This is a genomic window from Streptomyces sp. NPDC059853 (genome assembly GCF_042731495.1).
In the GTDB taxonomy this organism is placed as follows: domain Bacteria; phylum Actinomycetota; class Actinomycetes; order Streptomycetales; family Streptomycetaceae; genus Streptomyces.
This window is the reverse complement of the sequence record NZ_JBHWJL010000043.1, coordinates 1-26,677: the sequence shown is the minus strand read 5'-3', so window position 1 is coordinate 26,677 and position 26,677 is coordinate 1. Positions and strand designations below refer to the sequence as shown.

Annotated in this window: 20 protein-coding genes and 1 pseudogene; 9 read left to right on the top strand and 12 right to left on the bottom strand. The window is 74.4% G+C overall.

Annotation, left to right across the window (positions count from 1 at the left end; translation table 11 throughout):
* Positions 1-213: 213 nt before the first annotated feature.
* From ACFV5N_RS07485 to ACFV5N_RS07465, 5 genes are all read right to left on the bottom strand, one after another.
* Entirely contained in the window at positions 214-3,954 is a 3,741-nt protein-coding gene (locus ACFV5N_RS07485; RefSeq protein ID WP_385595357.1) for a multifunctional oxoglutarate decarboxylase/oxoglutarate dehydrogenase thiamine pyrophosphate-binding subunit/dihydrolipoyllysine-residue succinyltransferase subunit, read from the bottom strand.
* A 288-nt stretch (positions 3,955-4,242) separates the two neighbouring features.
* The gene (locus ACFV5N_RS07480; protein ID WP_385595354.1) at positions 4,243-5,322 is read right to left on the bottom strand and encodes an ATP-binding protein; all 1,080 of its coding nucleotides are present in this window, start codon (positions 5,320-5,322) and stop codon (positions 4,243-4,245) included.
* 4 nt (positions 5,323-5,326) lie between these two features.
* A complete protein-coding gene (locus tag ACFV5N_RS07475; RefSeq protein ID WP_385595351.1) occupies positions 5,327-6,199 on the bottom strand; it encodes a response regulator transcription factor in 873 nt (290 codons plus the stop codon).
* Positions 6,200-6,319: 120 nt separating this feature from the next.
* Positions 6,320-7,042, bottom strand: coding sequence for a spermidine synthase (locus ACFV5N_RS07470; protein WP_385595349.1), 723 nt, complete (start codon positions 7,040-7,042; stop codon positions 6,320-6,322).
* Between the two features lie 58 nt (positions 7,043-7,100).
* Positions 7,101-7,904 (bottom strand): protein phosphatase 2C domain-containing protein, encoded by an 804-nt coding sequence (locus ACFV5N_RS07465; RefSeq protein ID WP_385595347.1) that lies wholly within the window; start codon positions 7,902-7,904, stop codon positions 7,101-7,103.
* Positions 7,905-8,227: 323 nt separating this feature from the next.
* Between ACFV5N_RS07465 and ACFV5N_RS07460 the strand changes: the two genes are divergently transcribed.
* Together ACFV5N_RS07460 and ACFV5N_RS07455 are read left to right on the top strand one after the other, a co-directional pair.
* Positions 8,228-10,681, top strand: a complete 2,454-nt coding sequence (locus ACFV5N_RS07460; RefSeq protein WP_385595344.1) for a nitrate- and nitrite sensing domain-containing protein — start codon at positions 8,228-8,230, stop codon at positions 10,679-10,681.
* Positions 10,678-11,142, top strand: a complete 465-nt coding sequence (locus ACFV5N_RS07455) for a roadblock/LC7 domain-containing protein (RefSeq protein WP_026047819.1) — start codon at positions 10,678-10,680, stop codon at positions 11,140-11,142. Before ACFV5N_RS07460 ends, ACFV5N_RS07455 begins: the two co-directional genes overlap by 4 nt.
* Positions 11,143-11,149: 7 nt before the next feature.
* On the opposite strand, the gene ACFV5N_RS07450 is transcribed toward ACFV5N_RS07455, so the two are convergent.
* From ACFV5N_RS07450 to ACFV5N_RS07440, 3 genes are all read right to left on the bottom strand, one after another.
* A complete protein-coding gene (locus tag ACFV5N_RS07450; RefSeq protein ID WP_385595341.1) occupies positions 11,150-12,277 on the bottom strand; it encodes an NlpC/P60 family protein in 1,128 nt (375 codons plus the stop codon).
* Between the two features lie 76 nt (positions 12,278-12,353).
* Positions 12,354-12,635 carry a hypothetical protein gene (locus ACFV5N_RS07445; protein WP_385595338.1) on the bottom strand — a complete coding sequence of 94 codons (282 nt, stop codon included), beginning with the start codon at positions 12,633-12,635 and terminating at the stop codon, positions 12,354-12,356.
* Between the two features lie 31 nt (positions 12,636-12,666).
* Positions 12,667-13,203: a CHAP domain-containing protein gene (locus ACFV5N_RS07440; protein ID WP_385595335.1), complete on the bottom strand. Its 537-nt coding sequence runs from the start codon at positions 13,201-13,203 to the stop codon at positions 12,667-12,669.
* Positions 13,204-13,478: 275 nt separating this feature from the next.
* Between ACFV5N_RS07440 and ACFV5N_RS07435 the strand changes: the two genes are divergently transcribed.
* Positions 13,479-14,783, top strand: a complete 1,305-nt coding sequence (locus ACFV5N_RS07435) for a YeeE/YedE family protein (RefSeq protein WP_385595332.1) — start codon at positions 13,479-13,481, stop codon at positions 14,781-14,783.
* Between the two features lie 70 nt (positions 14,784-14,853).
* Here ACFV5N_RS07435 and ACFV5N_RS07430 read toward each other — a convergent pair whose 3' ends face one another.
* Complete coding sequence (locus ACFV5N_RS07430) at positions 14,854-15,576, bottom strand: TetR/AcrR family transcriptional regulator (RefSeq protein WP_385595330.1); 723 nt, start codon at positions 15,574-15,576, stop codon at positions 14,854-14,856.
* A gap of 77 nt (positions 15,577-15,653) precedes the next feature.
* Positions 15,654-16,829: a site-2 protease family protein gene (locus ACFV5N_RS07425; RefSeq protein ID WP_385595327.1), complete on the bottom strand. Its 1,176-nt coding sequence runs from the start codon at positions 16,827-16,829 to the stop codon at positions 15,654-15,656.
* Between the two features lie 108 nt (positions 16,830-16,937).
* Here ACFV5N_RS07425 and polX point away from each other — a divergent pair, with 108 nt between their 5' ends.
* Positions 16,938-18,674: a DNA polymerase/3'-5' exonuclease PolX gene (gene polX / locus ACFV5N_RS07420; protein ID WP_385595325.1), complete on the top strand. Its 1,737-nt coding sequence runs from the start codon at positions 16,938-16,940 to the stop codon at positions 18,672-18,674.
* A gap of 88 nt (positions 18,675-18,762) precedes the next feature.
* Here the strand turns inward: polX and ACFV5N_RS07415 are convergent, their stop codons facing one another.
* Positions 18,763-20,067, bottom strand: coding sequence for a phosphoribosyltransferase family protein (locus ACFV5N_RS07415; protein ID WP_385595322.1), 1,305 nt, complete (start codon positions 20,065-20,067; stop codon positions 18,763-18,765).
* A 193-nt stretch (positions 20,068-20,260) separates the two neighbouring features.
* Here ACFV5N_RS07415 and ACFV5N_RS07410 point away from each other — a divergent pair.
* The 5 genes and pseudogenes from ACFV5N_RS07410 to ACFV5N_RS07390 all read left to right on the top strand — a co-directional run bounded on the left by ACFV5N_RS07410 (position 20,261) and on the right by ACFV5N_RS07390 (position 25,604).
* Positions 20,261-20,790, top strand: a pseudogene (locus tag ACFV5N_RS07410) (DoxX family protein).
* Positions 20,787-22,142, top strand: a complete 1,356-nt coding sequence (egtA, locus tag ACFV5N_RS07405; RefSeq protein ID WP_385595321.1) for an ergothioneine biosynthesis glutamate--cysteine ligase EgtA — start codon at positions 20,787-20,789, stop codon at positions 22,140-22,142. The pseudogene ACFV5N_RS07410 and the gene egtA overlap by 4 nt, the downstream one beginning before the upstream one ends.
* Complete coding sequence (egtB, locus tag ACFV5N_RS07400; protein WP_385595318.1) at positions 22,139-23,521, top strand: ergothioneine biosynthesis protein EgtB; 1,383 nt, start codon at positions 22,139-22,141, stop codon at positions 23,519-23,521. Before egtA ends, egtB begins: the two co-directional genes overlap by 4 nt.
* A complete protein-coding gene (gene egtC, locus ACFV5N_RS07395) occupies positions 23,521-24,384 on the top strand; it encodes an ergothioneine biosynthesis protein EgtC (RefSeq protein WP_385595315.1) in 864 nt (287 codons plus the stop codon). Before egtB ends, egtC begins: the two co-directional genes overlap by 1 nt.
* Positions 24,381-25,604, top strand: a complete 1,224-nt coding sequence (locus ACFV5N_RS07390) for an L-histidine N(alpha)-methyltransferase (RefSeq protein WP_385595312.1) — start codon at positions 24,381-24,383, stop codon at positions 25,602-25,604. Before egtC ends, ACFV5N_RS07390 begins: the two co-directional genes overlap by 4 nt.
* On the opposite strand, the gene ACFV5N_RS07385 is transcribed toward ACFV5N_RS07390, so the two are convergent.
* Positions 25,564-26,433: a DUF3152 domain-containing protein gene (locus ACFV5N_RS07385; RefSeq protein WP_385595309.1), complete on the bottom strand. Its 870-nt coding sequence runs from the start codon at positions 26,431-26,433 to the stop codon at positions 25,564-25,566. The genes ACFV5N_RS07390 and ACFV5N_RS07385 overlap by 41 nt on opposite strands.
* Positions 26,434-26,677: the final 244 nt, after the last annotated feature.

Sequence of the window (26,677 nt, the reverse complement as noted above, 5' to 3'; positions counted from 1 at the left end):
CAGGACATCTGCGCCACCGAGGAGCCGCAGCTGAAGGACCGGGGCACCGGGCACCGGGTACGGGCCGCCGAGCGCGCCACCACCCTGGCCCGGCCCCGCCCGGAGCCCGGCGGCGGCCACCCCCGTTGAACCTCCCGGCGGGCGCCCCCCACGGAAGCGGCGCCCGCCCCCTGGCCGGGGACGGGCGCCGCTTCGGTGCGATCGCGGGGCTTCCTACAACTCGAAGACCTCGTTGATCAGGGTCTGCTGCTCGATCTGGTGCCGCTTGGCCGAACCCACCGCGGGCGAGGACGACGCCGGACGCGACACCCGCCGCAGCCGGTTGGCGTCCGCCACCGGCTTCGAGCCGATGATCAGCTGGAGGTGGTCGACCAGGTTGAGCGCGATGAACGGCCACGCGCCCTGGTTGGCCGGCTCCTCCTGCGCCCACACATAGGTGGCGGCGTTGCGGTACCGGGCGATCTCGGTACGGATCTCCTCCGTCGGCAGCGGGTACAGCCGCTCCAGACGGATGATCGCCGTGTCCGTGGCCCCGCGCTTGGCGCGCTCCGCCTCCAGGTCGTAGTAGACCTTGCCGGAGCAGAACACCACCTTGCGCACCTGGTCCGGGTCCACCGTGCTGTCACCGATCAGCGGCCGGAAGCCACCGGTGGTGAACTCCTCCGCCTTCGAGGCCGCCGCCTTCAGCCGCAGCATCGACTTCGGGGTGAAGACCACCAGCGGCTTGTGGTGCGGGTTGTGCACCTGCCAGCGCAGCAGGTGGAAGTAGTTCGACGGCAGGGTGGGCGCCGCGACCGTCATGTTGTTCTGCGCGCACAGCTGGAGGAAGCGCTCGATCCGGGCCGAGGAGTGGTCCGGGCCCTGGCCCTCGTAGCCGTGCGGCAGCAGCAGGGTGACCCCGGAGGTCTGGCCCCACTTCTGCTCCGCCGAGGAGATGAACTCGTCGATGACGGTTGAGGCACCGTTGGCGAAGTCACCGAACTGCGCCTCCCACATCACCAGGGAGTCCGGGCGGGCGAGCGAGTAGCCGTACTCGAAGCCCATCGCCGCGTACTCGCTCAGCAGCGAGTCGTAGACGTTGAACCGGGCCTGGTCCTCGCTCAGGTACTGCAGCGGGGTGTAGTCCTCGCCGGTGTTGCGGTCGATGAGCACCGCGTGCCGCTGGCCGAAGGTGCCGCGCCGCGAGTCCTGGCCGGCGAGCCGGACGGTGGTGCCCTCCATCAGCAGCGAGCCGATCGCGAGCAGTTCGCCCATCGCCCAGTCGATCGTCCCCTCCTCGACCATCGCCGCGCGGCGCTGCATCTGCGGCAGCAGCCGGGGGTGGACGGTGATCCGCTCGGGGATGTTGACCTGCGACTCGGCGATCCGCTTGACGACCTCGGCGGACACCGCGGTCTCCACCGCCACCGGGAACTCCGCCTGCGGGGCGGGGACCCCGGCCGGGGCCGGGGAACCGGTGGCCTCGCGGACCTCCTTGAAGACCTTCTCCAGCTGGCCCTGGAAGTCCTGGAGCGCCTGCTCGGCCTCCTCCAGGGTGATGTCGCCCCGGCCGATCAGCGACTCGGTGTACAGCTTGCGCACCGAGCGCTTCTTGTCGATCAGGTCGTACATCAGCGGCTGGGTGAAGGACGGGTTGTCCGTCTCGTTGTGGCCGCGGCGCCGGTAGCAGACGAGGTCGATGACGACGTCCTTGTTGAACGCCTGCCGGTACTCGAAGGCCAGGCGCGCCACCCGGCACACCGCCTCCGGGTCGTCGCCGTTGACGTGGAAGATCGGGGCCTCGATCATCCGCGCCACGTCGGTGCAGTACATCGAGGAGCGGGCGGCGGCGGCCGTCGCCGTGTACCCGACCTGGTTGTTGATGACGATGTGCACGGTGCCGCCGGTGCGGTAGCCGCGCAGCTGCGACATGTTGAGGGTCTCGGCGACCACGCCCTGGCCGGCGAACGCCGCGTCACCGTGGATGAGGATCGGCAGGACGGTGAAGTCCTTGCCGCCCTTGCCGATGATGTCCTGCTTGGCGCGGGCGACACCCTCGACGATCGGGTCCACCGCCTCCAGGTGGGAGGGGTTGGCGGCCAGCGACACGGTGATCTGCTCACCGGAGAGACCGGTGAAGGTGCCCTCGGTGCCCAGGTGGTACTTCACGTCGCCGGAGCCGTGCATCGACTTCGGGTCGAGGTTGCCCTCGAACTCCCGGAAGATCTGCGCGTAGGACTTGCCGACGACGTTGGCCAGCACGTTCAGCCGGCCGCGGTGCGCCATGCCGATCACGGCCTCGTCCAGCGAGGCGGCGGCGGCCTCGTCCAGCACGGAGTCCAGCAGCGGGATGACGGTCTCGCCGCCCTCCAGCGAGAACCGCTTCTGGCCCACGTACTTGGTCTGGAGGAACGTTTCGAACGCCTCGGAGGCGTTGAGCCGGCGCAGGATGCGCAGCTGCTCCTCGCGCTCGGGCGGGGTGTGCCCCCGCTCGACGCGGTCCTGGATCCACTTGCGCTCCTTGGGATCCTGGATGTGCATGTACTCGATGCCGGTGGTGCGGCAGTACGAGTCGCGGAGCACGCCGAGGATGTCGCGCAGCGTCATCATGGACTTGCCGGCGAAGCCGCCGACCGCGAACTCCCGCTCCAGGTCCCACAGGGTGAGGCCGTGCTCGGTGATGTCCAGGTCGGGGTGCTTGCGCTGCTTGTACTCCAGCGGGTCGGTGTCGGCCATGAGGTGGCCGCGCACCCGGTAGGAGTGGATCAGGTCGAACACCCGGGCGGCCTTGGTGACTTCGTCGTCGTGGTTGACGTCGATGTCCTGGTGCCAGCGGACGGGCTCGTACGGGATCCGCAGGGCCTCGAAGATGTCGTCGTAGAAGTTGTGCTGGCCGAGCAGCAGCTGGGAGATCAGCCGCAGGAACTCGCCGGAGGCCGCACCCTGGATGACCCGGTGGTCGTAGGTGCTGGTGAGGGTCATCACCTTGGAGATGCCCAGGCGGTTGAGCGTGGCCTGGGAGGAACCCTGGAACTCCGCCGGGTACTCCATGGCGCCGACGCCCAGGATGACGCCCTGGCCGGGCATCAGACGCGGTACCGAGTGCACGGTGCCGATGCCGCCGGGGTTGGTCAGGGAGGCGGTGACGCCGGAGAAGTCCTCCATCGTCAGCTTCCCGGAGCGGGCGCGGCGCACGATGTCCTCGTACGCCTGCCAGAACTCGAAGAAGGTGAGCGTCTCGGCCTTCTTGATGCCGGCCACCACGAGCTGCCGGTCACCGTTGGGCTTGACCAGGTCGATGGCGAGCCCGAGGTTGACGTGCTCGGGCTTGACGAGGGTCGGCTTGCCGTCCTTCTCCTGGTAGGAGTAGTTGATGGCCGGCATCGCCTTCAGCGCCTGCACCATGGCGTAGCCGATGAGGTGCGTGAAGGACACCTTGCCGCCGCGGGCGCGCTTGAGGTGGTTGTTGATGACGATGCGGTTGTCGAACAGCAGCTTCACCGGAACCGCGCGCACGGAGGTGGCGGTGGGCAGGTCGCGGGAGGCGTTCATGTTCTTCGCGACCGCCGCGGCCGGACCGCGCAGCGTGATCAGCTCGGGGCCCCCGGACACCTCCTCGGCGGGGGCCTGCGCCTTCGCCGGGGCGGGCGCCGGCTGTGCAGCCGGTGCGGGAGCCTGGGCGGCGGCCGGAGCCGGAGCCGGGGCCGCCGCGGGCGCCGCGGGGGCCTGACCGGCTCGCGCCGACGGAGCCTTCTCGGGGGCGGGCGAACCGTCCCCCGTCTGCTTGGCCTGGCCCGGCTTGTAGTCGGCGAAGAAGTCCCACCAGGCCCGGTCTACGGAATTGGGGTCCTGGAGGTACTGCTGGTAGATCTCGTCGACGAGCCATTCGTTGGCACCGAAGCCGGCGGCAGGGCTCTTCTGAGATCCAGCTTGTTCGGTCTCGACACCCGAGGTGTCCGTGGACTGTGGCGACACGGCGGCAACCGCCCTCTTCCGCTTCGCAAGGTAATGGACAGCGGGAATCAAGGCTACGCCTGTCGACCCCTCCTCCGCAGTCCTGTGGGCCCAGCAGTCGCGTACGTCACATTCCCGGTCGGGTTTCGGCACTCGATTGTGCGGGAATCGAACCAAGTTCGGCACGATCCGGGAACGACAAAGCAACGGCTGCCGCGGCGGCGCGGTCCGTTTCCGGGCCGGAGCCGCCGCACCCCACCCGACCTGCGGCCGGTGGATCCGGGCTGCTCCGCCCCTGGCGAGCCTACGTCAACCCTTTACCTCGTTATTACCCGGGAGAGTGAGCCGGATGCGACAACCGCGTATGGATTCGGCCACACCGATCGTCCCGCCGTGCAGATCCACCGCCCAGCGCGCGATCGCCAGCCCCAGACCCGTCCCTCCGTCACGCTGCGTGACGCCATTGGTGCCGCGTCCGAACCGCTCGAAGACCAGATCCCGCTGCGCCGGCGGAATCCCCGGGCCCTCGTCCAGCACCTCCAGCACCAGGGAGCCCGCCGCGGCCCCCGGCCGGGCCAGCACCGTCACCGTGCCGTCGCGCGGACTGTGCTTGACGGCGTTGTCCACCAGATTCGTCACCACCTGATCCAGCCGCTCCGGATCGGCGTGCGCGTGCAGCCCCGGCGCCACATCCAGCCGCAGCCGGACATCCGTGCGGGAGTGGCCGCGCCCCATCGCCATGTGCGCGCCGTCCAGCACCGCGCTCAGATACGGCTCCACCCGGAAGCGGCGCGGCGACAGCGGCACCACCCCGTTCTCCAGCCGGGACAGGTCCAGCAGCTGCTCCACCAGCCGGCCGAGCCGCTCGGTCTGCCGCAGCGCGGTGGCCATGGTCTGCGGATCGGCCTCCGAGACCCCGTCCACCACGTTCTCCAGGACGGCGCGCAGCCCGGCGATGGGGGTGCGCAGCTCGTGCGAGACGTTGGCGACCAGCTCCTTGCGGTGCCGGTCCACGGCCTGGAGGTCGGCGGCCATCCGGTTGAAGGCGTCCGCGAGGTCACCGAGTTCGTCGCGCCGGGCCACGTGCACCCGGCGGCCGTAGTCGCCGCGCGCCATCGCCCGCGAGGCGGCCGTCATCTCCAGCAGCGGAGCGGCCAGCGAGTGCGCCACGAACTGGGTGACCAGCAGCGAGGCGATGATCGCGATGATGGCGATGACCTGCAGCTCGATGTCGGAGCGGTAGGCCATCAGGATCAGCACCGTGGTGATGCCGACCGAGACGATCACCAGCCAGCCGAGCGCGGCCTTCACCGAGCGGTACGGGTCCAGCGGGCGCAGCAGCGCCCAGGTGCGGCGGGAGAGCGGGACCCCGGGGGGCGGGTCGGGCACGGGCTCAGCCCTCGACGGGCGCCTGCCGGGCGACCGGGGGTTCCGCGGCGAAGCCGGGGGGAGTCTCCAGGGCGTATCCGACGCCGTGGACGGTGCGGATCCGCTCCGCTCCGATCTTTCTGCGGAGTGCCTTGACATGGCTGTCCACGGTACGGGTGCCGGAGGCGTCGGCCCAGTCCCAGACCTCGGCCAGCAGCTGCTCGCGGGTGAGCACCGCGCGGGGGGAGCGGGCCAGGCACATCAGCAGGTCGAACTCGGTGGGCGTCAGATGCACGTCCTTGCCCGCCGCCCGGACCCGGCGCTGGGTGCGGTCGATCTCCAGGTCGCCGAGCCGTACGCTGCCGGGGCGCGGCGTGGTGGCGGCGACGGTGGCCCGCTCGACGCGGCGCAGCAGCACATGGGTGCGGGCGACCAGCTCGCGCATGGAGAACGGCTTGGTCATGTAGTCGTCGGCGCCGACGCCCAGGCCCACCAGCATGTCGGTCTCGTCGTCCCGTGCGGTGAGCATGAGGACCGGCACCGGGCGCTGGGACTGCACCCGGCGGCACACCTCCAGACCGTCGAAGCCCGGCAGCATCACGTCCAGGACCAGCAGGTCCGGGTGCCAGGAGGCGGCGGTCTCCACGGCGGCGGGGCCGTCGGCGGCCGTCTGCACCAGGAAGCCCTCGGCGCGCAGCCGGGCGGCGATGGCCTCCACGATGGTCGGATCGTCCTCGACCACCAGGACCCGGCGCTGGGCGCCCGGGGTGCTGGCCGTGGCCGCACCGTGCGCCGTCGCGCGTTCGCGGGTCTGCTGGTCCTGCTCCGGGGCTCCGCCGTCCTGCACCGGATCGCCGGACGGCGTCCGGTCTGCCGTTCGGGTGTGTGTCTGGGTCATCTTCCGCCCCCGGAAAGGTCCGTTGCCGGCCGGCTGCTGCCGGCACTCGTCTGGGTGTGGCGCTCGTCAGGTGGAACGCTGGGTAGTACGTGCAGCGTAGAGCCCGCACCTGACATGCGGCTACGCGGATGGGCTGGCGTAATGATGGCTGGCGAGAAAGAGCACGTCGGGTACGCCTCGGGCAACCGGCACCTCTTCGGTGCGCACCGTGGTGAATCCGGCATCGCGCAGGTGCCGCTCAAATGCGGGCGAGGGCAGGGCGGACCAGATCACCAGGACGCCGCCGGGGGTGAGGGCGGTGCGGCAGGCGGCGAGTCCCGCGGGGGAGTAGAGGCCGGCGTTGTCGTCGGTGACGGTCCAGTCCGGGCCGTTGTCGATGTCCAGACACAGCGCGTCGTACCGGCCGGGCGCGGCGGCCAGGTGGTCGAGCAGGTCGGTGTGGACGAGTGCGGTGCGCGGATCGGCGAGCGCGGCCTCGGTGAGCGGGCGCAGCGGCCCGTCCCGGTGCCAGTCGATGACGGCGCTCTCCCGCTCGGCGACGGTGATGGAGCCCCAGCGCGGTGAGGCGGCGGCCTCGTCGAGGGAGAAGCCGACGCCGAGACCGCCGATCAGCAGGGCGGGGGCGGCCGGGGGCGTGCCGGGCCCGGCGTCCAGGGCGGTGAGCGCGGCGCGGATCAGCAGCCGTTCGGAGCGCCCGTCCGAGGTGTCCATGAGGAAGGTGCCGTTGGCGATGATCTGGAGGAGGCCGCCGTGCCGCCGCAGCACCACTTCGCCGTACGGGCCGGTGCGGCGGTCCAGCACCTGGGGGCGGTCGTCGGGGTGGTCGTCACCGTGAACCGTCATGGCCCCATCCTCGCGCAGCCGCCGGGCGGGTGGGGACGGGGAGGAGGGGAGAGAGGTGTCAGGCACCGGTCAGGGCGAGCAGGGCCGAGGCGTCGTCGTGGATCTTGCCCCGGGGGTGCCGGGTGCCCGCCGGATCGGCCCGCTCCGCGGTGCGCACCCGGGCGATCAGGCCGTGCGGCCCCGACTCCTCCAGGACGTCGAAGAGCCGGGTCCAGTCGCCGAGCCGGAACACCTCGGTCCAGCGGCTCGCGCCGTCCGTCAGCGCCGCCAGCGCCCGTACCCCGGAGCGTGGCACCTCGCCGGTCACCGCCCGGTGCGCCACCGCCGGGTCGGCGGCCGCCGTGAAGAAGCCGCCGGGCGCGTTGCGCAGCCCCTCCACCCGGGCGGCCCGCTCGCCGGCCGGTGCGGTGCGCGCCGCCGCCAGCACCCGCTCCAGCCGGTCGTCCAGGACGGGGCGGACGGTGCCGTCCTGATGCCGGATCAGCAGCGCGGTGTCGCACAGCACCAGGTACTCGACGGTGTGCTCCGACCAGCGCGCGCAGGCGACCGTGGCCTGTGGTGTGCGGGGGTGAGATAGTTCACACGTCGCGCGGTGGGCGGCGGCGGTGCGGGTGATGGCCCGTGCCAGACACTCCGAAAGCGGGACATCCGCCAGGGAACCGGACAGCTCCAGCAATGCCCCGCCGAGCCGTGCCGTAAACCACGGGACCCCGTGCACGCAGCCGTCGTCGCCGGCCGGCGGGGTCACCCCGTCCAGCAGTACCAGTGCCCCGCCGTGCCCGGAGGCCGGCTGCGCGGCCGCGCAGAAGTCCTCGTTGGGGTGGCCGGAATCACCCGGTTCCGTTGCTGACTGAATGTACATGGCAATAGCCGTCCGTGGTCCCGGATTTGTCGGGGCATCCGACGTCATGGTCCGTTAAGTGGGGTGGCGCGCGCCGATCCTGTCAGGGAGCCGTGCGGATTTCCAGCCGAATCGTGCATTGCCCTGGTGGGGCCTTATCCTCGGCTTGTCCACCGACCCCGGGTGTTGTTCACTCCTTCGGGTGGCCGGTTCAGGGACGCCGCCTTTCCGCCCGTCAGCGCTGGCAAGGTCGTGCTGACCGAACGCGGGACCGGCGTACCTCCGACACGCTGGACCCCCCAGCCGGCCGCTCGCCGGACGCCAGGATGAGAATGCGAGCACAGGTGCGGAACACGACACTGCGCGATCCCGCCGAACCGGCAGCCCCCCGCGCCACCCGCAGACGGCGCGGCAGCCGGGTCCGCAGCAGGCTGCTGATCGGCGTGTTCCTCAGCGGCCTCGCCGTGCTCGGCGCCGGAGCCCCGATGGTCGTCTCCGCGGGCAACGACTACAAGGACGCGCAGCGCCTCGCCGAGGAGACCGCCGTCGCCGAACGCGCCCTCACCCTCGCCCACACCCTGGCCGACGAACGCGACACCCTCACCGCGGCGGTGGCCGCCTCGGCCGTCACCGGCAGCCGGCAGCCGCTCGACTCGGCCCTCAGCCCGGAGAACCGCGCCCGCGCCGACCGCAAGATCACCGAGCTGCGCGCCGAACTCCCGGCCGCCGCCCGCGATCCGCTGACCGACCTCATCCCGCTGCGCGACGCCGCGGTGGCCGGCGAGGCCACCCCGGAGGAGATCAGCGCCGGCTACACCGCGATGATCAGCGCCCTGGAGGGCCTGACCCGGGACACCGCCCGCGCCACCCCGCCGGACGCCGCCGACCCCACCGCCGACGCGCTCCCCGACCTGATCCGCGCCACCGACTCCTCCGCCGCCACCCGCGGCCTGCTGTTGGCCGCCCTCCTGGGCACCGGCGAACAACTGGAGCTGTCCCGGCTCGTGCACCTGGAGCGCGCCCGCGAGGAGGCGGCGCTCGCCGACTTCGCCGATCTGGCCGGCCCCACCGCACGCGACGCCTACGCGGAGACCGTCAGCGGCGAGGAGATCGACACCGCCGAGGAGTACCTGGCCGGTCTCGCCACCGGCACCGGCTTCACCGCGGCGGACCGCGCCCTGGACCGGGGCGACGTGCACGACGCCCTCGCCGCCCGCACCGCCGCCCAGCGCGCCGTGCTCGGCGAGCTGAGCACCGAGCACACCGCGCGCCTCGCCAAGGCCCGCGACAGCGAGCTGATGGCGCTCCAGATCAAGTCCGGCATCGTGCTCGCGGCCTTCACCCTGGTCCTGGCGGTCTCCGTGCAGACCGCCCGCTCGCTCACCCGCCCGCTCGCCGCCGTCCGGCTCGGCTCCAGCCGGGTCGCCGCCGACCCCACCACCCAGGAACCGGTCAAGTACACCGGCCGCAACGACGAGTTCGCCGAGGTCGTCGCCGCCGTCAACGCGCTGCACGCGCGCGCCCTCGATCTGCACCAGCGCGCGCTGGAGGCGTCGCGGGACAGCGGCGGGCTGCGCGCCGAGCGCGACCGGCTGCTCGTCGAACAGCAGGAGCTGGGCGCCCAGCTCCAGCGGCTGCACGGCGCCGTGCACGGCATGTTCGCCGACCACGCCGAACGCATCCTCATGCTCGTCTCCGAACAGCTCGCCGTCCTGGAAGGGCTGGAGGAGCACGAGACCGACCCCGACCAGCTGGCCGTCCTCTTCTCCCTCGACCACCTGGCCGCCCGGGTGCGGCGGCACGGCGAGAACCTGCTGCTGCTGGCCGGCGCCGAGCCCGCCGTCCAGCCCACCGAGCCGATGCCGCTCATCGACGTCCTGCGGGCGGCGGTCAGTGAGATAGAGCGGTACGAGGTGGTCGAGACCACCCCGCCGCCGGCCGTGCGCATCATGGGCGTCGCCGCCCGCGACCTCAGCCATCTGCTGGCCGAACTGCTCGACAACGCCACCGCCTTCTCCCCGCCCGGCGCCCGGGTCCGGCTGACCGGCTGGTGCCCCGGCGCCGGACAGGTGCTCACCCTGCACGTCGAGGACGAGGGCCCCGGGCTCTCCGAGCAGCGCATCGCCGAACTCAACGCCCGGCTGGGCGACTCCACCACCCCGCCGGCCGGCGCCGACCTCGGTCCCGGCATCGGCATGGGCCTGTACACCGTCGCGCGGCTCGCCGCCCGGCACGGCCTCGGCTGCTGGCTGCACGCCCGGCCCGGCGGCGGCACCGTCGCCGAGGTGATCGTCCCGGCCGCGCTGGTGGAGTCCACCCCCACCGGGTACCCGCCCGTGGACGGCACCGGCGCCACCCCCACCGTGGCGGGCACCCAGCCGGTGCCCACCGTCGCGCCGCAGCCCCAGGACCGGCCGGCCCCGGCACCGGAGCAGCCCGCGCCGCACCGGGCGGCGCCCGGCGCCCCGGCGGCCCCGGCGGCCCCGGCCGTCCAGGTCCCCGGCCAGCGGGACGCCACCACCCCCACCCCCACCCCCAACCCTCAGGAACACACCCGGGCGGCGGACTCCGCCGCCCCGGGCACCGGTTCCTGGACCCCGGAAACAACGGAGAACGGCCTGCCGGTGCGCACCCGAGGCGTCACCCCCGTAGGCTCCATGCCGGCGGCCGAGTCCCCGGATCTCACACCGAGCCGGGGCACGGACGCCGAGGAACTACGGCGGCGGCTCGGCGGCTTCCAGCGCGGCGCACGTGCCGGGCACCGGGACGCCGCCGCGGAGGAGGACGGTCGCGCATGACAACCCCGACAACCCCGATGAGTGATCTGCGCTGGCTGCTGACGCGGCTGGTCGAAGAGGTGCCGGGCATGCGGTCGGTGGCCGTGGTCTCGGCCGACGGCCTGCCGCTGCTCTCCAGCCAGCCCGACGCGGCGGCCCGCAGCGGCTACGCGGGCCCGTACGGCGCCACGGCCGATCTGGCCACCGTGGTCTCCGGGCTGGGCAGCCTCACCCGGGGCGCCGCCCAGCTCATGGAGGGCGGTGAGGTACGGCAGACGCTGGTCGCCATGGACGACGGCAGCCTGGTGGTGATGTCCATCAGCGACGGCTCGCTGCTCGGCGTCTACGCCGCGCCCGACGCCGACATCAGCATGGTCACCTACCACATGGCCCGCTTCGTGGGCCGCGCCGGCCATCTGCTGACCCCTCAGCTGCGCGCCGAACTGCGGGCCGGCACCGCACCGGGCCAGGCGGCCCGCTGACGCGCCCTCACGGATGGTCGTAGCCGCTGTCCTCGCCCTCGCTCGCCCAGTCGGGCAGGTCCGGGGGAGTCCACGACGGCAGCGGCTCGGCCTCCGGGTCCGGGCGCACCGCCCCCAGCGGCGGGTTCGCCGCCAGCGGTGACACCTTGACCGTGGCGCCCGGGCGCGGCGCGTGGATCACCATGCCGTCGCCCGCGTACAGGCCGACATGGGTGGCGTCCTCGAAGTACACCACCAGGTCCCCCGGCCGCAGCGCGTCCAGCGGCACCCGCTCCAGCCGCTCCCACTGCTGCTGCGAGGTGCGCGGGATCGGCCGTCCCGCGCCCAGCGCCCACGCCTGCATGGTCAGCCCCGAGCAGTCGAAGCTGTCCGGGCCCTCGGCGCCCCACGCGTACGGCTTGCCCAGCTGCTCGATCGCGTACGCCAGCGCCCGCTCGCCCTCGGCGGACGGCGCCCGGGACAGCTCCTCGCCGAGCGCTCCCCGGGCCAGCAGCTGCTCCTGGGCGCGGGCCGTCCCGGTCCGCTCCAGTGCCGCCAGCTCGGCCAGCTCCGGCTCGGACAGCCCCGCCAGCAGGGTCTCCACCTCCTCCAGACGCTCCGTCACCGCGTCCCGCTGCCGCTCCCGTTCCTCGGCCAGCTCCTGCTGCGCGTCCAGCGCCGCGCGCGCCTCGCCCGCCAGCTCGCCCTCGTGCCGCTCGCCGGTCTCCAGCCGCTCCAGGGCGGCCGCCGCCGACTCCGCCGCCCGCTCCAGCGCCGCCGCCCCGGTCAGTTCCCGGTCCGGGTCGGCCCCCAGCAGCAGCCGCAGCGAGGCGGGCAGGATCAGCCCGCCGCCCCGGTACTGCTCGCGGGCCAGCGCGCCGATGGCGTCCCGGGTGGCGGCCAGTTCGGTACGGGTGTCCGCCAGCCGCCGGGACAGTTCGGCGACCCGGTCGCGCTGCGCGGTCAGCCGCTCCTCGGTCGCGTTGTACGCGTCGGTGGCGGCCCCGGCCCGTTCGTACAGGGTGTGCAGCTCCGCGAGGAGCGCGGCGGTGCCCGGCGGTCCGGCGTCCACCGGTTCGGCGCGGGCGGCCGGGGCGGCGGCCAGGGTGAGGACGGCGAGCAGCAGGGCCGGCAGCCGGCGGGTCCTGGTGGTCATGCCCCGATCATGGGCCGGACGGCCGGTGACGGCCCGCCGGGCGGGTACGGGAGAGTGACGGGGCGGTGACGCCGGGTCAGCTGCCGCCGGTGGTCCGGCGCCGCCGCCAGGGCCAGTGCGGACCGGAGGACCGGCGGCCCTCCGGGTCGTACACGTACTTCCAGCCGCGCGGCACCCGCAGCCGTCTGGTGTACCCGGCGGCCTCCAGCCGGTAGACGTGCACGGTGGCCGGGCCGCCGTCCACGCCGGGCACCGGCACCTCGTACGTCTTCGGCGGTTTGCCGGTGGGCCCCAGCAGCACGGGCAGGGTCCGGCCGTCCAGGGGCCCACCGACGAACGCGGTCTCCTCGCTCTTCACACCGGCCAGTCTCCCAGCCGGACCCCGCGGCTCAGAACCGCAGATAGCGGGTGGGCTCGGAGACCGGGATGGTGCGGACGTTCAGCCGGTTCGGCTGGTGGTTGTTGTAGGAGCCCCGCCAGTTGTACTCGTGCACCTGGACCGTGCCGTCCTTGTGCACCGCCGTCACATAGGCGACGTGCCCCTGGGGCCCGGCCCCGGCGTGGTGCGCCGCCCACTGCGCCACATCGCCCACCCGGGGCGAGTCGGTGGTGGTGCGCGGTGCCTTCCAGGCGCGGGCGTCCCCGAGGAAGTCGGGCGAGGCGCGGTGCGCCAGGCCGTCCGACCGTATCGCCCAGGCCGCGAACGACACGCAGGAGGCCCGGTAGTAGCCGTGGCCGTCGGTGTGCCGGGGATTGCCGCCGCGCCACGGATAGTGGAACGGGTCGACGTCGGGTGCGGCCGATGCGGTGGCGGATGCGGCCATCGCGGTGGTGGCGGGGAACGCGGTGGCGCCGCCGGAGGCGAGCGCGGTGACCGCGAGGAAGACCGCCACGACCCGGCGAGTGGCCTTGCGGGGCTTGCGCATAGCGGGTGACCTGCTCCTTGCCGGGTGGGGTGATGACCGTCACCACCCCTTCCCCCGGGCGGGCGCCGAAGCCTACCCTCGACTGCATGTCCGCACCTGCCCGCACACTGCGCCTCGCGCTGTTCGCGATGTCGGCCTGGTGCGTTGACGACGGTCTGTGTAGCCGCTGACGCCCCGGCAGCCTCAGCGCGCCCGCTCCCGCTTCGCACGCTCCCCCCACCCCTCGCGCGCGCCCCCGCCAGGGGTGCGCCGCGCCGTACGTCCCGGAGACCCCAGTGACCACCGCCCCCGCCGAAGCCGTCCCCGATACCGCGTCCGGATCACGGACCCCACCCGCCACCGGATGGCTGAGGCCCGCCCCCACCTCGCTGCCCCGGCCGCCCGCCCCGCCGGCGCCGGCCGTGCGCCGCGGTCCGCTCGCCGCCTTCGGTGCCGTCGGCGCCGCCCTCACCGCTTACGTGTGGTCGGAACACGGCGCGCAGCAGGGCGTCCTGCTGCTGCTCGGTCTGGGTCTGGGGGTCGCGCTGTTCCACTCCCGGTTCGGCTTCACCTCCGCCTGGCGCCAGCTCGTGGCGGTCGGCAACGGCGCCGGGCTGCGCGCCCACGCCCTGCTGCTGGGCACCACCGCCACGCTCTTCGCGGTGATCATCGGCACCGGGACCGGCCTGTTCGGCTCGGAGCCGGCGCCGTCCGCCGGCCGGATCGGACTCGGGCTGCTGATCGGCTCCTTCGTCTTCGCCATCGGTATGCAGCTGGGCGGCGCCTGCGCCTCCGGCACCCTGTTCGCGGTCGGCTCCGGGCAGTCCTCGATCGTGCTGACCCTCGGCGGCTTCATCGCCGGATCCACCCTCGCGGCCTGGCAGTTCGACCTGTGGAGCGATCTGCCGGCGTATGACGCGGTGGTGCTCTCCGACCATGTCGGCCGGCTCGGCTCCTGGGCCCTCACCCTGGTGGCGCTGGCCGGCATCGTGGCGCTCACCCGGTACGTCCAGGCCCGCCGCAATCCGCCGCCGACCGGGGTGGTGCCCACCGCCAGGGGCGCGGCCCGGGCGCTGCGCGGCGCCTGGCCGCTCGCGGCCGGTGCCGTCGTGCTCGCCGTCCTCGGCGCCGGGGTGCTGCTGGTCTCCGGCGGCGCCTGGGGCATCACCAGCGCCTTCGCCCTGTGGGGCTCCAAGATCGTCGGGGTGCTCGGCGGCTCTCCGGAGAGCTGGAGCTTCTGGCAGCAGCCGAACAACCAGGCGATGTTCGACGGCGCGGTGCTCGCCGACAAGAACAGCCTCACCGACATCGGCATCATGCTGGGCGCCGGCCTCGCGGCGGCGCTCGGCGGCACCTGGGCGCTGCACCGCGGCATCCCGGCCCGCACCGCGGTGGCGGCCGTGGTCGGCGGCGTCCTGATGGGCATCGGGGCCCGGCTGGCCGGGGGCTGCAATATCGGCGCCTACCTCGCGGGCATCGCCTCGGGCAGCCTGCACGGCTGGATCTGGGGCGCGGTCGCGCTGGCCGGCACCTGGGCCGGGCTGCGGCTGCGCCCGCTGTTCGGGCTGGCCAACCCCCGGCCCCGGGACAGCGTCTGCTGAGCCGCCCGCTCCGCCCGGGCAGCGGCGGCCGGTCCGGGGCCTGCCCGCCCGGCCGCCGCCCGGGGCCGGGTCAGTCCTTCGGCGCCAGCGCGGCGAGGGTGCGCTCCATGAGCCCGTCCAGCTGGCCGCCCGGCTCCTCCAGCGCCGCCGCCCCGCGCAGGACGCCCGCCGTCTGCCCGTCCCGCCCGGCGGTGACCACCAGCTGGGCCACGAACTGGTCCATCAGCCAGTCCCGCAGCTCGTCCAGCGCGGGCTCCTTGTTCTCGTCCAGCCAGATCAGCGAGGCCGCCTCCACCGTGGTGATCCAGGTACGCACCACCAGCAGCAGCCGCGGCCCGGGGTCGGAGACCTGCATGTGGGCGAATAACTGACCGGCGGCGGCGTGCCGTACCCGGTCCACGATCGTGGAGGTCCGGGAGGTGCGCACCACGCTGCCGCCCTTGAGCAGTGCCACGAACCCCTCGTCGTGCGCGTCCACGAACGCCAGATAGCGGTCCAGGCCGAGCCCGAGCCGCCGGCTGAGCGGCCCCTCGTGCGGCACCGCGAAGCAGCCCTCCAGCTGGTCGGCGGCCTTGCGCAGGGCGGCCTCGTACAACTGCTGCTTGCCGCCGGGGAAGTACCGGTACACCAGCGGCCGGGAGACACCGGCCTCCCGGGCCACATCGTCCAGGGAGACGTCCTCGGGGGCCCGGCGGGCGAACAGCCGCTGGGCGCTGGCGATCAGCTGTGCATGACGCTCCTCGACGCTGAGTCTGCGGTAGGCCGGACCGGTGAGGGCGGGGCGGCTGCTCATGAACGGCAAGCGTAGTCCGACGGCCGGCGGCGACGGGCGCGGACCGCTCCCGGGAACGCTCCGGCGCCGCCCCCGCGTCACCGCTCGGGGCCCCACCCGCCGGGCGAGGGGTGCTGCTGCCGGGCGGTGAGCACCCGCACCATGCGGCTCACGTCGGACGGCGACAGCACCCCGACCAGGACCCCGTCCGCCACCACCAGGATGCGCCGGGACGCGCCCGGTTCGAGCTGGGGGAGCACATCGGCGAGCGGATCGCCCGGCGCCACCACCCGGGTGTCGGCCAGCGGCTGCATGATGTCCGCCATCGTGGTGTCCTCCCGCGCGTCCCGGGGCACCTGCCCGGCCCGGTCCGACGTCACCAGGCCGACCGGCCGGCCGGGCCCGCCCTCCGGGACCACCTCGATCACCGGGAACGCGGAGTGCCGCGAGCGCATCAGGACGTCCTCCAGGAACCGCAGCACGCTCAGCCCGGCCGGTACGGTGACCGGCTCGTGCGACATGGCCTGCGCCACCGACACCCCGGCCAGCACCTCCCGCAGCCGCGCCTGCCGGCCCTCGGCCGAGGCGGCCATCACCAGGAACCAGCCGATCAGCGCCAGCCACAGCCCGCCGAACGCCGCGCCCCACAGGAAGGAGAACAGGCCCAGGACCACCAGCACCCAGCCGAAGACCTGACCGGCGCGGGCCGCGCCCTCCATGGCCCGCAGCCGGTCGCCGCCGCGCCACCACAGGTAGGCGCGCAGCAGCCGCCCGCCGTCCAGCGGCGCGGCCGGGATGGCGTTGAAGACGGCGAGCAGGATGTTGATCGCCGCCAGCCACACCACGCCCTCCACCACCGTGGCGGAGGCCGACAGCGCGTCCAGCAGCCAGGCCAGCAGCGCGAAGGCACCGCCGAGCACCAGGCTCACCAGCGGCCCGACCCCGGCGATCCGCAGCTCGGCGCCCGGGTCGGGCGCCTCGGTACGGATCCGGGTGGCGCCGCCCAGCAGCCACAGCACGATGTCGTCCACCCCCACCCCGTTGCGCCGGGCCACCACCGCGTGCGCCAGCTCGTGGGCGAGCAGCGAGACGAAGAAGATCACGGCGGTGATCACGCCGATGAGGGCGTACAGCGCCCAGGAGCGCCCGGGATGGTCGTGCGGCAGCCTTCCGGCCGCGAGACCGAAGGCGATCAGGGCGAAGATCAGCACCACGCTCCAGTGCACCCCGACCTTGATGCCCATGATCCGCCCCAGGGGAAAGGTCGCCCGCACAGCCCGCCTCCTTCCGGATCGGCCGGGACCGACTGGACCCGGCCGCGAACGGAGCACGCCGGGTACCCCGCGCTGCGGAATCCCATGCCCGTCCCTAGACTGAAGAGCGTGGCCCGGCCCAATGAGGAGGTCGAGGCGCTGCTCAACGAATACGCCGACCTCCTCGCCATCACCGGCGGAGACGCGTTCAAGGCACGCGCCTACGAGAAGGCGGCGCGCGCCATCGGCGGCTATCCGGAGGACGTGTCCCGGCTGGACGCCAAAGGGCTCCGGGAGATTCCGAACGTCGGGAAATCCATCGCCGACAAGGTCGCCGAATTCCTGCGGACCGGCCATATGAAAGCGGTGGACGAGCGCCGTACCGCGATCCCGGCCGGGGTCAGGGAGCTGATCACCATCCCCACCCTCGGCCCGAAGAAGGCGATGCAGCTCCACCAGGAGCTGGGCATCGCCTCGGTCGACGCCCTGGTCAAGGCCATCGAGCGCGACGAACTGCGCGGCCTGAAGGGCTTCGGCCCCAAGACGGCGGACAACATCCTGCACGGCGTGGAACTCATGCAGCAGGCCGGCGACCGCATCCTGCTCTCCGCGGCGACCGACATCGCCGAGGAGACGGTGGCGGCCCTGCGCGAGGCCACCGGCTGCGACCCGGAGCACTGCGTGTACGCCGGTTCGCTGCGCCGGATGCGGGAGACGATCGGCGACATCGACCTCCTGGTGGCGTCCGAGGACCCGGCGGCGGTGATGGACGCGTTCATCGCGCTGCCGCACACCGCCGAGGTGATCGCGCACGGCGACAAGAAGACCTCGGTGCGCACCGTCAAGGGCCTCCAGCTCGACCTGCGGGTGCTGCCGCCCGCGTCCTTCGGCGCGGGGCTCCAGTACTTCACCGGATCGCAGGCGCACAACATCCGCACCCGGGAGATCGCCGTCCGCAAGGGCCTGAAGCTGTCGGAGTACGGCCTCTTCCACGCCAAGTCGGGCCGCCGCAAGGCCGCCGCGACCGAGGAGGAGGTGTACGCGGCGCTCGGCCTGCCGTGGATCCCGCCCACGCTGCGCGAGGACCGGGGCGAGGTGGCGGCGGGACTGGCCGGCGAACTGCCCCGGCTGGTCACCGAGGACGACCTCCGCGGCGACCTGCACACCCACACCGATCTGACGGACGGTCTCTCCTCGCTGGAGGACATGGTGGCCACCGCGGCGGCGCGCGGCTACGCGTACTACGCGGTCACCGACCACGCGCCGAAGCTGTCCATGCAGCGGATGACGGACGAGAAGATCCTGGCGCAGCGCGAGCAGTTGCGCGCGCTCGCCGGCCGGTACAAGAAGCTGCGGCTGCTGCACGGCACGGAGCTGAACATCGGCCCGGACGGCGAGGTGGACTGGCCGGGCGAGTTCCTGGCGGGCTTCGACCTGTGCGTGGCCTCCATCCACTCGCACTTCACCCTGGACCGGGCGGCGCAGACCCGCCGGCTGATCCGGGCCTGCGAGAACCCGTACGTCAGCGTCATCGGCCACCCCACCACCCGGCAGATCGGCCGCCGGCCGCCGATCGACGCGGACCTGGACGCGGTCTTCGCGGCCTGCGCCCGGACCGGGACGGCGCTTGAGGTGAACTCCCACCCGCACCGGCTCGACCTCAACGACGAACTCATCCTGCGGGCCAGGTACCACGGCGCGGTGTTCGCCATCGACAGCGACGCCCACTCCACGACCCATCTGGCGCACACCCGCTACGGGGTGGGTACGGCGCAGCGCGGCTGGCTGACCCCGGACGACGTGATCAACACCTGGACGTGGCAGCGGCTGAAGGGTTTCCTGGCGCGGAAGCGGAAGAACGCCTGACGCGCGGGCGGGTGCCGCGCCGCCCGCCCGGCGTCCGTCGCGCCCCGCGCCACCGCCGGGACCGGACCGTACCGGACCGTAAGGGATGTCAGGCGGCCCGGGCGCTGCCCGGGCCGGCCGCCGCCTGCGGCAGGTGGGCCAGGAACCAGTCCCGGGCCAGTTCGGCGACCTCCGAGAGGGCGCCCGGCTCCTCGAAGAGATGGCCGGCGCCCGGCACCACCGTCAGCCGGGTCTCGCCGCGCAGCCGCTCCTGCGCCTCCCGGTTCAGCTCGATCACCGTCTCGTCCCGGCCGCCCACGATCAGCAGGGTGGGGGCGCGCACCTCGGCGAGCCGGGGCCCGGCCAGGTCCGGCCGTCCGCCCCGGGACACCACCGCCGCGACGGCCCCGTCCCCCTGCTCGGCGGCGGCCCACAGGGCGGCGGCCGCGCCGGTGCTGGCGCCGAAGTACCCGACGGCCAGTCCGGGGTGGCGCTCCCGCAGCCAGCCGGTCGCCTCGCGCAGCCGGCCGGCCAGCAGCCGGGTGTCGAAGACATTGGCCCGGTCGGACTCCTCCTCACCGGTCAGCAGATCGAAGAGCAGCGTGCCGAGCCCGGCCTGCCGCATCGCCTCGGCGACGAACCGGTTGCGCGGGCTGAGCCGCCCGCTGCCGCTGCCGTGCGCGAACATCACCACGCCGGTGGCCCCCACCGGCACCAGCAGCTCGCCGGTCAGCGTCCGCCGCCGGCCGTCCCGGTCCACCACCGGGATGCCGGCCTCCTCGGGGCGGGCGTGCGCCAGGCAGGCGACGACCTCCTGGTCCGTGGTCGGCGCGAAGTCCTCGTAGAACTGCCCGACGGCCGCGAAGTCGGCCGGGGTCAGCGGACAGACCAGCTCGTCGGCGTCCCGGCCCACCCGGGAGGCCCAGTCGGGCGGCGCCACCGGCACGGCCAGCACCACCCGCGCGGCGCCGCGCTCCCGCGCCGAGCGGCAGGCTGCCCGCGCGGTGGCGCCGGTGGCCATCCCGTCGTCCACGACCAGCGCCGTCCGGCCGCGCAGCGACACCCGGGGCCGGCCGGCCCGGTACGCCTGCGCCCGGCGGGTCAGCTCCGTCCGCTCGGTGCGCTCCACGGCCGCCAGCTCCCGGTCGGTGATGTGGGCGCCCCTGATGACCGCGTCGTTGATGATCCGGGCCCCGTCCTCGCCGATCGCGCCCATGGCGACCTCCGGCTGGAACGGCACCCCCAGTTTGCGGACCACCCCGACGTCCAGCGGTGCCCACAGCGCCCTGGCCACCTCGGCGGCCACCGGCACACCGCCCCGGGACAGCCCGATGACGACCACGTCCTGCCCGCGCAGATACCCCACGGCGACGGCCAGCCGCCGCCCCGCGTCGAGCCGGTCCTCGTAGGTCATGCCTCAGCCCTCCTTCGCCCCTCTCCTTCCATGGCACCACCCCGGCTGCCATTCCGCACACCCCCGGCCGGAGGGCCCCGCCCCGGTACCCGCCCGCCCGGATGGGTCACCTGCGGCGGCGGGCCGGGGGAGGGCCCGGGAGACTGGTGGGGTGTTTGTCCGGAAAAGCGGCAAAGGCTGCCAAGGAGGCGACATGGTGCTTTCGCGGCGGCAGGACGCCGGGCTGCTCGTGCTCCGCGCCGGGACCGGCGGGGTGCTCTTCGCCCACGGGGCGCAGATCCTCTTCGGCTGGTTCGGCGGCCCCGGCCTCGCCGCCGGATCCATCGGCATGGAACGGATGGGCTTCCACCCCGGCCGCCCCAGCGCCCTCCTGGCCGGCGGCGCCCAGCTGGCCGGCGGCACCCTCCTCGCGGCCGGACTCGCCCCCCCGTCGCCGGAGCCCTCGCCGCCGGGGCCATGGCCGGGGCGGTCGCCGTCCACACCCCGGGCGGCTTCTTCGCCGTCTCCGGCGGCTACGAGTTCCCCGCCCTCCTCGGCTGGACCGCCGCCGCCCTCGGCATCGCGGGACCCGGACGCTACTCCGCCGACCACCTCACCGGACACCGCCTGAACCGGCCCCGCACGGTCCGCCTCGCCTTCCTGGCCGGCGCCGCCGTCACCGCCGCCGTCCTGCGCCGCCGCGCCGCCCGCCTGCCCCACGAACCCGAGGAGCCCGCCCCATGACGACCGCATCCACCGCCGTCCCCCTGCGGGAGGCCGACGCCGAGGCCCACATCGGCGGCGCCTGCTTCACCACCGGACCGCCCGGACGCGTCGGCGCCGAACTGGAGTGGCTCGTCCACGACCGCGCCGACCCGCGCCGCATGGTGCCCGCCCGCCGCGTCGACGCGGCCCTCGCCGCCCTGGAGCGGCCCGGCACCGCCGGACTGCCCTGCGGCAGCCGCCTCACCCGCGAACCCGGCGGCCAGGTCGAGCTGAGCACCCCGCCCGCCGCCTCCCTCGCCGAGGCCGTCCGCGCCACCGCCACCGACCTGGCCGCCGTCCGCTCCGCCCTGGCCGGCGAGGGCCTGGCCACCGGCTCGCTGGGCCTGGAACCCTTCCGCGACCTGCCCCGCGTCCTGCACCACCCCCGCTACGGGGCCATGGAGTCCTCCTTCGACCGGGCGGGACCCTGGGGACGGGTGATGATGCGCGCCACCGCCTCCGTCCAGATCAACCTCGACGCGGGCGACGACTCCACCGGCCCCACCGGCTACCGCTACCGCTGGCGGCTCGCCCACCGGCTGGGCCCGGTGCTGGTCGCCGCGTTCGCCAACTCCCCGCTGTGGCGGGGCCGCCGCACCGGCTGGGTCTCCACTCGGCAGGCCATCTGGGCCCGCATGGACCCCACCCGCACCCGGCCGCCCGACGCCGACCCCACCGACCCCGACCCCCGTACCGCCTGGACCCGCTACGTCCTGGACGCCCACCTGCTGTGCGTCCGCCGCACCCCGCCCGCCGGCTGGGACGCGCCCGGCGGAGTGACGTTCCGCTCCTGGCTGCGCGGCGCCCTCGGCGACCACCGCCCCCGGCCCGCCGACCTCGACTACCACCTCGGCACCCTCTTCCCGCCCGTGCGCCCGCGCGGCTGGCTGGAACTGCGCATGGTGGACGCCCAGAGCGGCGACCGCTGGGCCGTCCCGCTCGCCCTCGCCGCCGCCCTGCTCGACGACCCGGCCGCCGCCGAGGCCGCCCACGCCGCCACCGAACCCCTCACCCGGGGCCGGCCGCACCCGCCCACCGCCGTCTGGCTGCGCGCCGCCCAGCGCGGCCCCGCCGACCCCGAACTCGGCCGCGCCGTCCGCGCCTGCTTCGCCGCCGCCGACGCGGCCCTCGGCCGCGACCCGGGCGCCGCCGGTCTGCGCCGCGTCGTCGCCGACTTCGCCGACCGGTACGCCGCGCGCGGCCGCTGCCCCGCCGACGACCACCTGCACCCCGACCGCCCCGCGCGCCCCGGCCCCGTCCACCGGCAGCACACCACCCACCAGGCCGACCGCCCCGCCGACCCGCCCGCCCCCGGGAGGTACCGGCCGTGAGCGAGTACACCCTGCCCCGCGACCCGGCCGCGATCGCCGACGCCCTGGCCCCGCAGGCCGTCCTCGAAGCCGCCAGGCGCCGCACCCTGGCCCTCACCGACTGCCTCGGCGACGACGAACTCATGGCCCAGCACTCCCCGCTGATGTCCCCGCTCGGCTGGGACCTCGCGCACATCGGCAACCAGGAGGAGATCTGGCTGGTGCGCCGCGCGGGCGGCCGGCCGCCGCTGCGCCCCGACCTCGACCCCCTGTACGACGCCTTCCGGCACCCGCGCGCCGACCGCCCCGCCCTGCCGCTGCTGAAACCGGGCCCCGCCCGCCGCTACCTCGCCGAGGTGCGCGAACAGGCCCTGGAGGTCCTGGAGTCCACCTCCCCGGACGAGGACGGGCCCGACCCGCTGCTGCGCCACGGCTTCGTCTTCGGCATGGCCGCCCAGCACGAACAGCAGCACGACGAGACCATGCTCGCCACCCACCAGCTGCGGGACGGACCCCCCGTACTCGACGCCCCGCCGCCCCCGCCCGCCCCGGCGGACGCCGTCGCACTCCCCGCCGAGGTCCTGGTACCGGGCGGCCCCTTCACCATGGGCACCAGCACCGACCCCTGGGCCCTGGACAACGAACGCCCCGCCCACGGCGTCGAACTGCCGCCGTTCTGGCTCGACACCGTGCCCGTCACCAACGCCGCCTACCAGGACTTCATCGACGACGGCGGCTACCAGGACCCCCGCTGGTGGGACCCGGAAGGCTGGGAGCACCGGATGCGCGCCGGCCTGAGCGCCCCGCAGTTCTGGCAGCGCGACGGCGCGCACGGCCCCTGGTACCGGCGCCGCTTCGGCCGCACCGAACCGGTCCCGCCCGACCAGCCCGTCCTGCACGTGTGCTGGTACGAGGCCGACGCGTACGCCCGCTGGGCCGGCCGCCGGCTGCCCACCGAGGCCGAGTGGGAGAAGGCCGCCCGCCACGACCCGGCCACCGGCCGCGACACCCGCTACCCCTGGGGCGACGACAGCCCCGGACCCGACCGGGCCGGACTCGGCCAGCGCCACCTCCAGCCCGCCCCGGCCGGCTCCCACCCGGCCGGCGCCGCCCCCAGCGGAGCCCGGCAACTGCTCGGCGACGTCTGGGAGTGGACCGCCTCCGACTTCACCCCCTACCCGGGGTTCGCCGCCTTCCCGTACCGCGAGTACAGCGAGGTCTTCTTCCCCGCGCCCGGCGCCCCCGGCCGCTACAAGGTGCTGCGCGGCGGCTCCTTCGCCACCGACCCGGTCGCCTGCCGCTCCACCTTCCGCAACTGGGACCTTCCGGTGCGGCGGCAGATCTTCGCCGGGTTCCGCACCTGCCGCGACGCCGCGCCCGCCGACGAGGGGAGACCCTGATGTGCCGCCACCTCGCCTATCTGGGCGTCGCCCCCATCTCCCTGGCCGAACTGCTCACCGCCCCGCCCGGCAGCCTGTACGAACAGTCCTGGGCGCCGCGCAAACAGCAGCACGGCACCGTCAACGCCGACGGCTTCGGCATCGGCTGGTACCCGGGCGACCCGTACGAGGGCGCCGAACCCGCCCGCTACCGGCGCGCCCTGCCGATCTGGAACGACCGCAACCTCCCCGAGCTGACCGCCGCCATCGCCAGCACCGCCGTCCTGGCCGCCGTCCGCTCCGCCACCCCCGGCACCAGCCCGGACGAGGCCGTCACCGCCCCGTACCGCTCGGGCCGCTGGCTGTTCTCCCACAACGGCGCCGTCGACGCCTGGGAACGCCTCCCCGACGACCTCGGCCCGGCCGCCGGACCGCTGCGCGCCGCCGACCTGCTCGCCGGAGCCGGCCGCTGCGACTCCGCCCTGCTGTGGACGCTGCTGGAGCGCCGGCTGACGGCCGGCCTGCCGCCGGTGGACGCGGTCGCCGCCCTGGTACGCGCCGTGGCCGCCGTCCGCCCCACCGCCCGGCTGAACCTGCTGCTCACCGACGGGGACACCGTCATCGCCACCCGGCACGGCGACTCCCTGTGGTACGCGCAGACCCCCGGCCGGGTCCTCGTCGCCTCCGAGCCCACCCCCGGCCTCACCAGCGGCGGCGCGGCCGACTGGCGGGAGATCCCGGAGGGCTCGCTGGTGCTCGCCACCCGCTCGGGGGTGCGCAGCGCCCCGCTGCGCCCCGCGCCCGACCGCGCACGCGCCCACCCCCGTACCGCGCGCCATCCCGGGCCCGCGCCGATCCTCACCGTGGAAGGGACCAACCCGTGACGGACACCCCCCGCTTCACCCTGGAGAACCTGCTGCCCGCCGGCCACCGGGCCACCTCGCTGGCCGAGGACGTCAGGACCGGCCTGTCCTCCACCCCCAAGACCCTGCCGCCCAAGTGGTTCTACGACGAGCGCGGCAGCAAGCTCTTCGACCGCATCACCCGGCTCCCCGAGTACTACCTGACCCGCGCCGAGCGGCAGATCCTGCGCGCCCGCGCCCCCGAGATCGCCGGACTCACCCGGGCCCGGGTGCTGGTGGAGCTGGGCTCCGGCTCCTCCCGCAAGACCCGGATGCTGGTGGACGCGCTCAGCGGCGTGGCCACCGCGGGACCGGCCGGGCCGCAGCTGGGCCCCGCGATGGATGTCGCCCTCGGCCTGCCCCGGGCGCTCGGCCGGGGGCGCAAACGCAAGAAGCCGCCCGCCGAGGAGGCCCCGGGGCCGGAACCGGCCGCCGCCACGACCACCGGCACCATGACCGCCGAGCACCCCGGCGACAGCGACGGCGGCGCGCCCGGCCCCGGCGCGGCGCCCGCCGGCACCCTGGAGCTGTACGCGCCCATCGACGTCAGCGAATCGGCCCTCCAGGAGGCCGGCGACGCCCTGTGCCGGGACTACCCGGAGCTGCGGGTGCACGCCACCGTCGCCGACTTCGACACCGGCCTGGTGCTGCCCGACCTGCCCGGTCCCCGGCTGATCGCCTTCCTCGGCAGCACCCTCGGCAACTTCGACCCCGCCCGGCGCGCCGCCTTCTACACCGAACTGCGCGGCCTGCTGCGGCCGGACGACGCCCTGCTGCTCGGCGTCGACCTGGTCAAGGACCCGGCCACGATGCGCCGCGCCTACAACGACGAGCAGGGCGTCACCATGGAGTTCAACAAGAACGTCCTGCGCGTCCTCAACCGCGAGCTGGGAGCCGACTTCGACCTCAACGACTTCGACCACCGCGCCGTGTGGAACGAGGAGGAGGAACGGATGGAGATGCGGCTGTGGTCGCGTTTCTCCCAGACGGTGCGGATCCCGGCGCTCGGCATGACGGTGGATTTCGGCCGCGGCGAGGAGACCCGTACGGAGATCTCCACCAAGTTCCGGCGGGCCGGTCTCACCGAGGAACTGCTGGCCGCCCAGCTGACGGTGGACCACTGGTGGACCGACCCGCAGGAGCGTTTCGCCCTGCTGCTGGTCACGTCCCCGGGTCCGGCCACGGATTCGGCCGGCAGCTGACGCCGGAGCCGGGGGTGGTCAGGGTCTTGGTCTGCTGCATCATGACCGGGGCCAGGGCCCCCTCGGTGGTGCAGGTGTGGTGCCCGTGGCCGAGCCGGTGCCCGACCTCGTGGTTGATGACCATGTGGCGGTAGCCGGCGATGTCGTCGCCGAAGGTGTCGGAGCCCTGGGCGAACCGCCACGCGTTGATCATGATCCGCTCGGTGTAGGCCACATCGCAGGAGACGTTGTCCTCCCAGGTGTCCAGGCCGACCTTGGCGCACCACTCGGCCGTCGTGCCGGGGCTGGCCAGGGTGACCACGAAGTCCGGGGAGCCGGCCGAGACGCGGGCGAACCCGCGCCGCCCGTCGCCGCCCCAGCTGCGCGGGTCGTTCAGCGTGCGGTGCACCACCTCGGCGAAGAACTCCGGGTCCACCGGCAGCCCTTTCTCCACATCCACCCGGTAGCGGTACACGCGGGCGGCGTCCGGGTCGGCCGCCGCGTCGCTGCCGGGGACCGGGACCAGCTCGCCGCTGCCGGTCAGCTCCGGGTCGAGGTCGATGACGGTCGCCAGCAGCTCCTCGTACCCGGCCGCCCCGGCTTCGTCCGCCCCGGCCTCCCCGGCGGCCTCGCGCGGGGCCCGCTCCTCGCCTCCGGAGCCGCCGCCCTCGGGCCCCGGCCGGGGGGCGGCGACGCCGACCGTGGGGTCGCCGGTGCCGTTCCCGGCGCCCCGCGGGTCGTGGGAGAGCAACTGGGCGGACGGCCCGGCCAGGGCGAGGAGTATCACCGCCGAGGCCGCCGAAGCACCCAGGAACCAGCCGATCCGCAGTCTGCGCAGAGAGGACTTCATCGAGCATTCACCGTCAACCGTCGCCGAACCGTCACGGATACTCTTCTTTGTCGACTGCCCGTTGGTACCGCTATGCGATGAGAAGGCGGGCGATGTCATCCATTTGGACGTCGTCCAGCGGCGTCGGCACCCCGGCGTCCCCGGTGACCGTGAGGCTGAGGCTCTGGAAGGCGGAGACCCGGCGCTCCAGGGTGGTGACCCGGCCGTCGGTCACCACGACGGCCTCCGCGGCGGAGCCGGGCCC

Bases quoted from the DNA above. Each gene is read 5' to 3' on its own strand.
- ACFV5N_RS07475 (WP_385595351.1), bottom strand. From the start codon at position 6,199: ATGACCCAGACACACACCCGAACGGCAGACCGGACGCCGTCCGGCGAT.
- ACFV5N_RS07470 (WP_385595349.1), bottom strand. From the start codon at position 7,042: ATGACGGTTCACGGTGACGACCACCCCGACGACCGCCCCCAGGTGCTG.
- ACFV5N_RS07465 (WP_385595347.1), bottom strand. From the start codon at position 7,904: ATGTACATTCAGTCAGCAACGGAACCGGGTGATTCCGGCCACCCCAAC.
- ACFV5N_RS07455 (WP_026047819.1), top strand. From the start codon at position 10,678: ATGACAACCCCGACAACCCCGATGAGTGATCTGCGCTGGCTGCTGACG.
- ACFV5N_RS07450 (WP_385595341.1), bottom strand. From the start codon at position 12,277: ATGACCACCAGGACCCGCCGGCTGCCGGCCCTGCTGCTCGCCGTCCTC.
- ACFV5N_RS07440 (WP_385595335.1), bottom strand. From the start codon at position 13,203: ATGCGCAAGCCCCGCAAGGCCACTCGCCGGGTCGTGGCGGTCTTCCTC.
- ACFV5N_RS07430 (WP_385595330.1), bottom strand. From the start codon at position 15,576: ATGAGCAGCCGCCCCGCCCTCACCGGTCCGGCCTACCGCAGACTCAGC.
- ACFV5N_RS07415 (WP_385595322.1), bottom strand. From the start codon at position 20,067: ATGACCTACGAGGACCGGCTCGACGCGGGGCGGCGGCTGGCCGTCGCC.
- egtA (WP_385595321.1), top strand. From the start codon at position 20,787: ATGACGACCGCATCCACCGCCGTCCCCCTGCGGGAGGCCGACGCCGAG.
- egtC (WP_385595315.1), top strand. From the start codon at position 23,521: ATGTGCCGCCACCTCGCCTATCTGGGCGTCGCCCCCATCTCCCTGGCC.
- ACFV5N_RS07385 (WP_385595309.1), bottom strand. From the start codon at position 26,433: ATGAAGTCCTCTCTGCGCAGACTGCGGATCGGCTGGTTCCTGGGTGCT.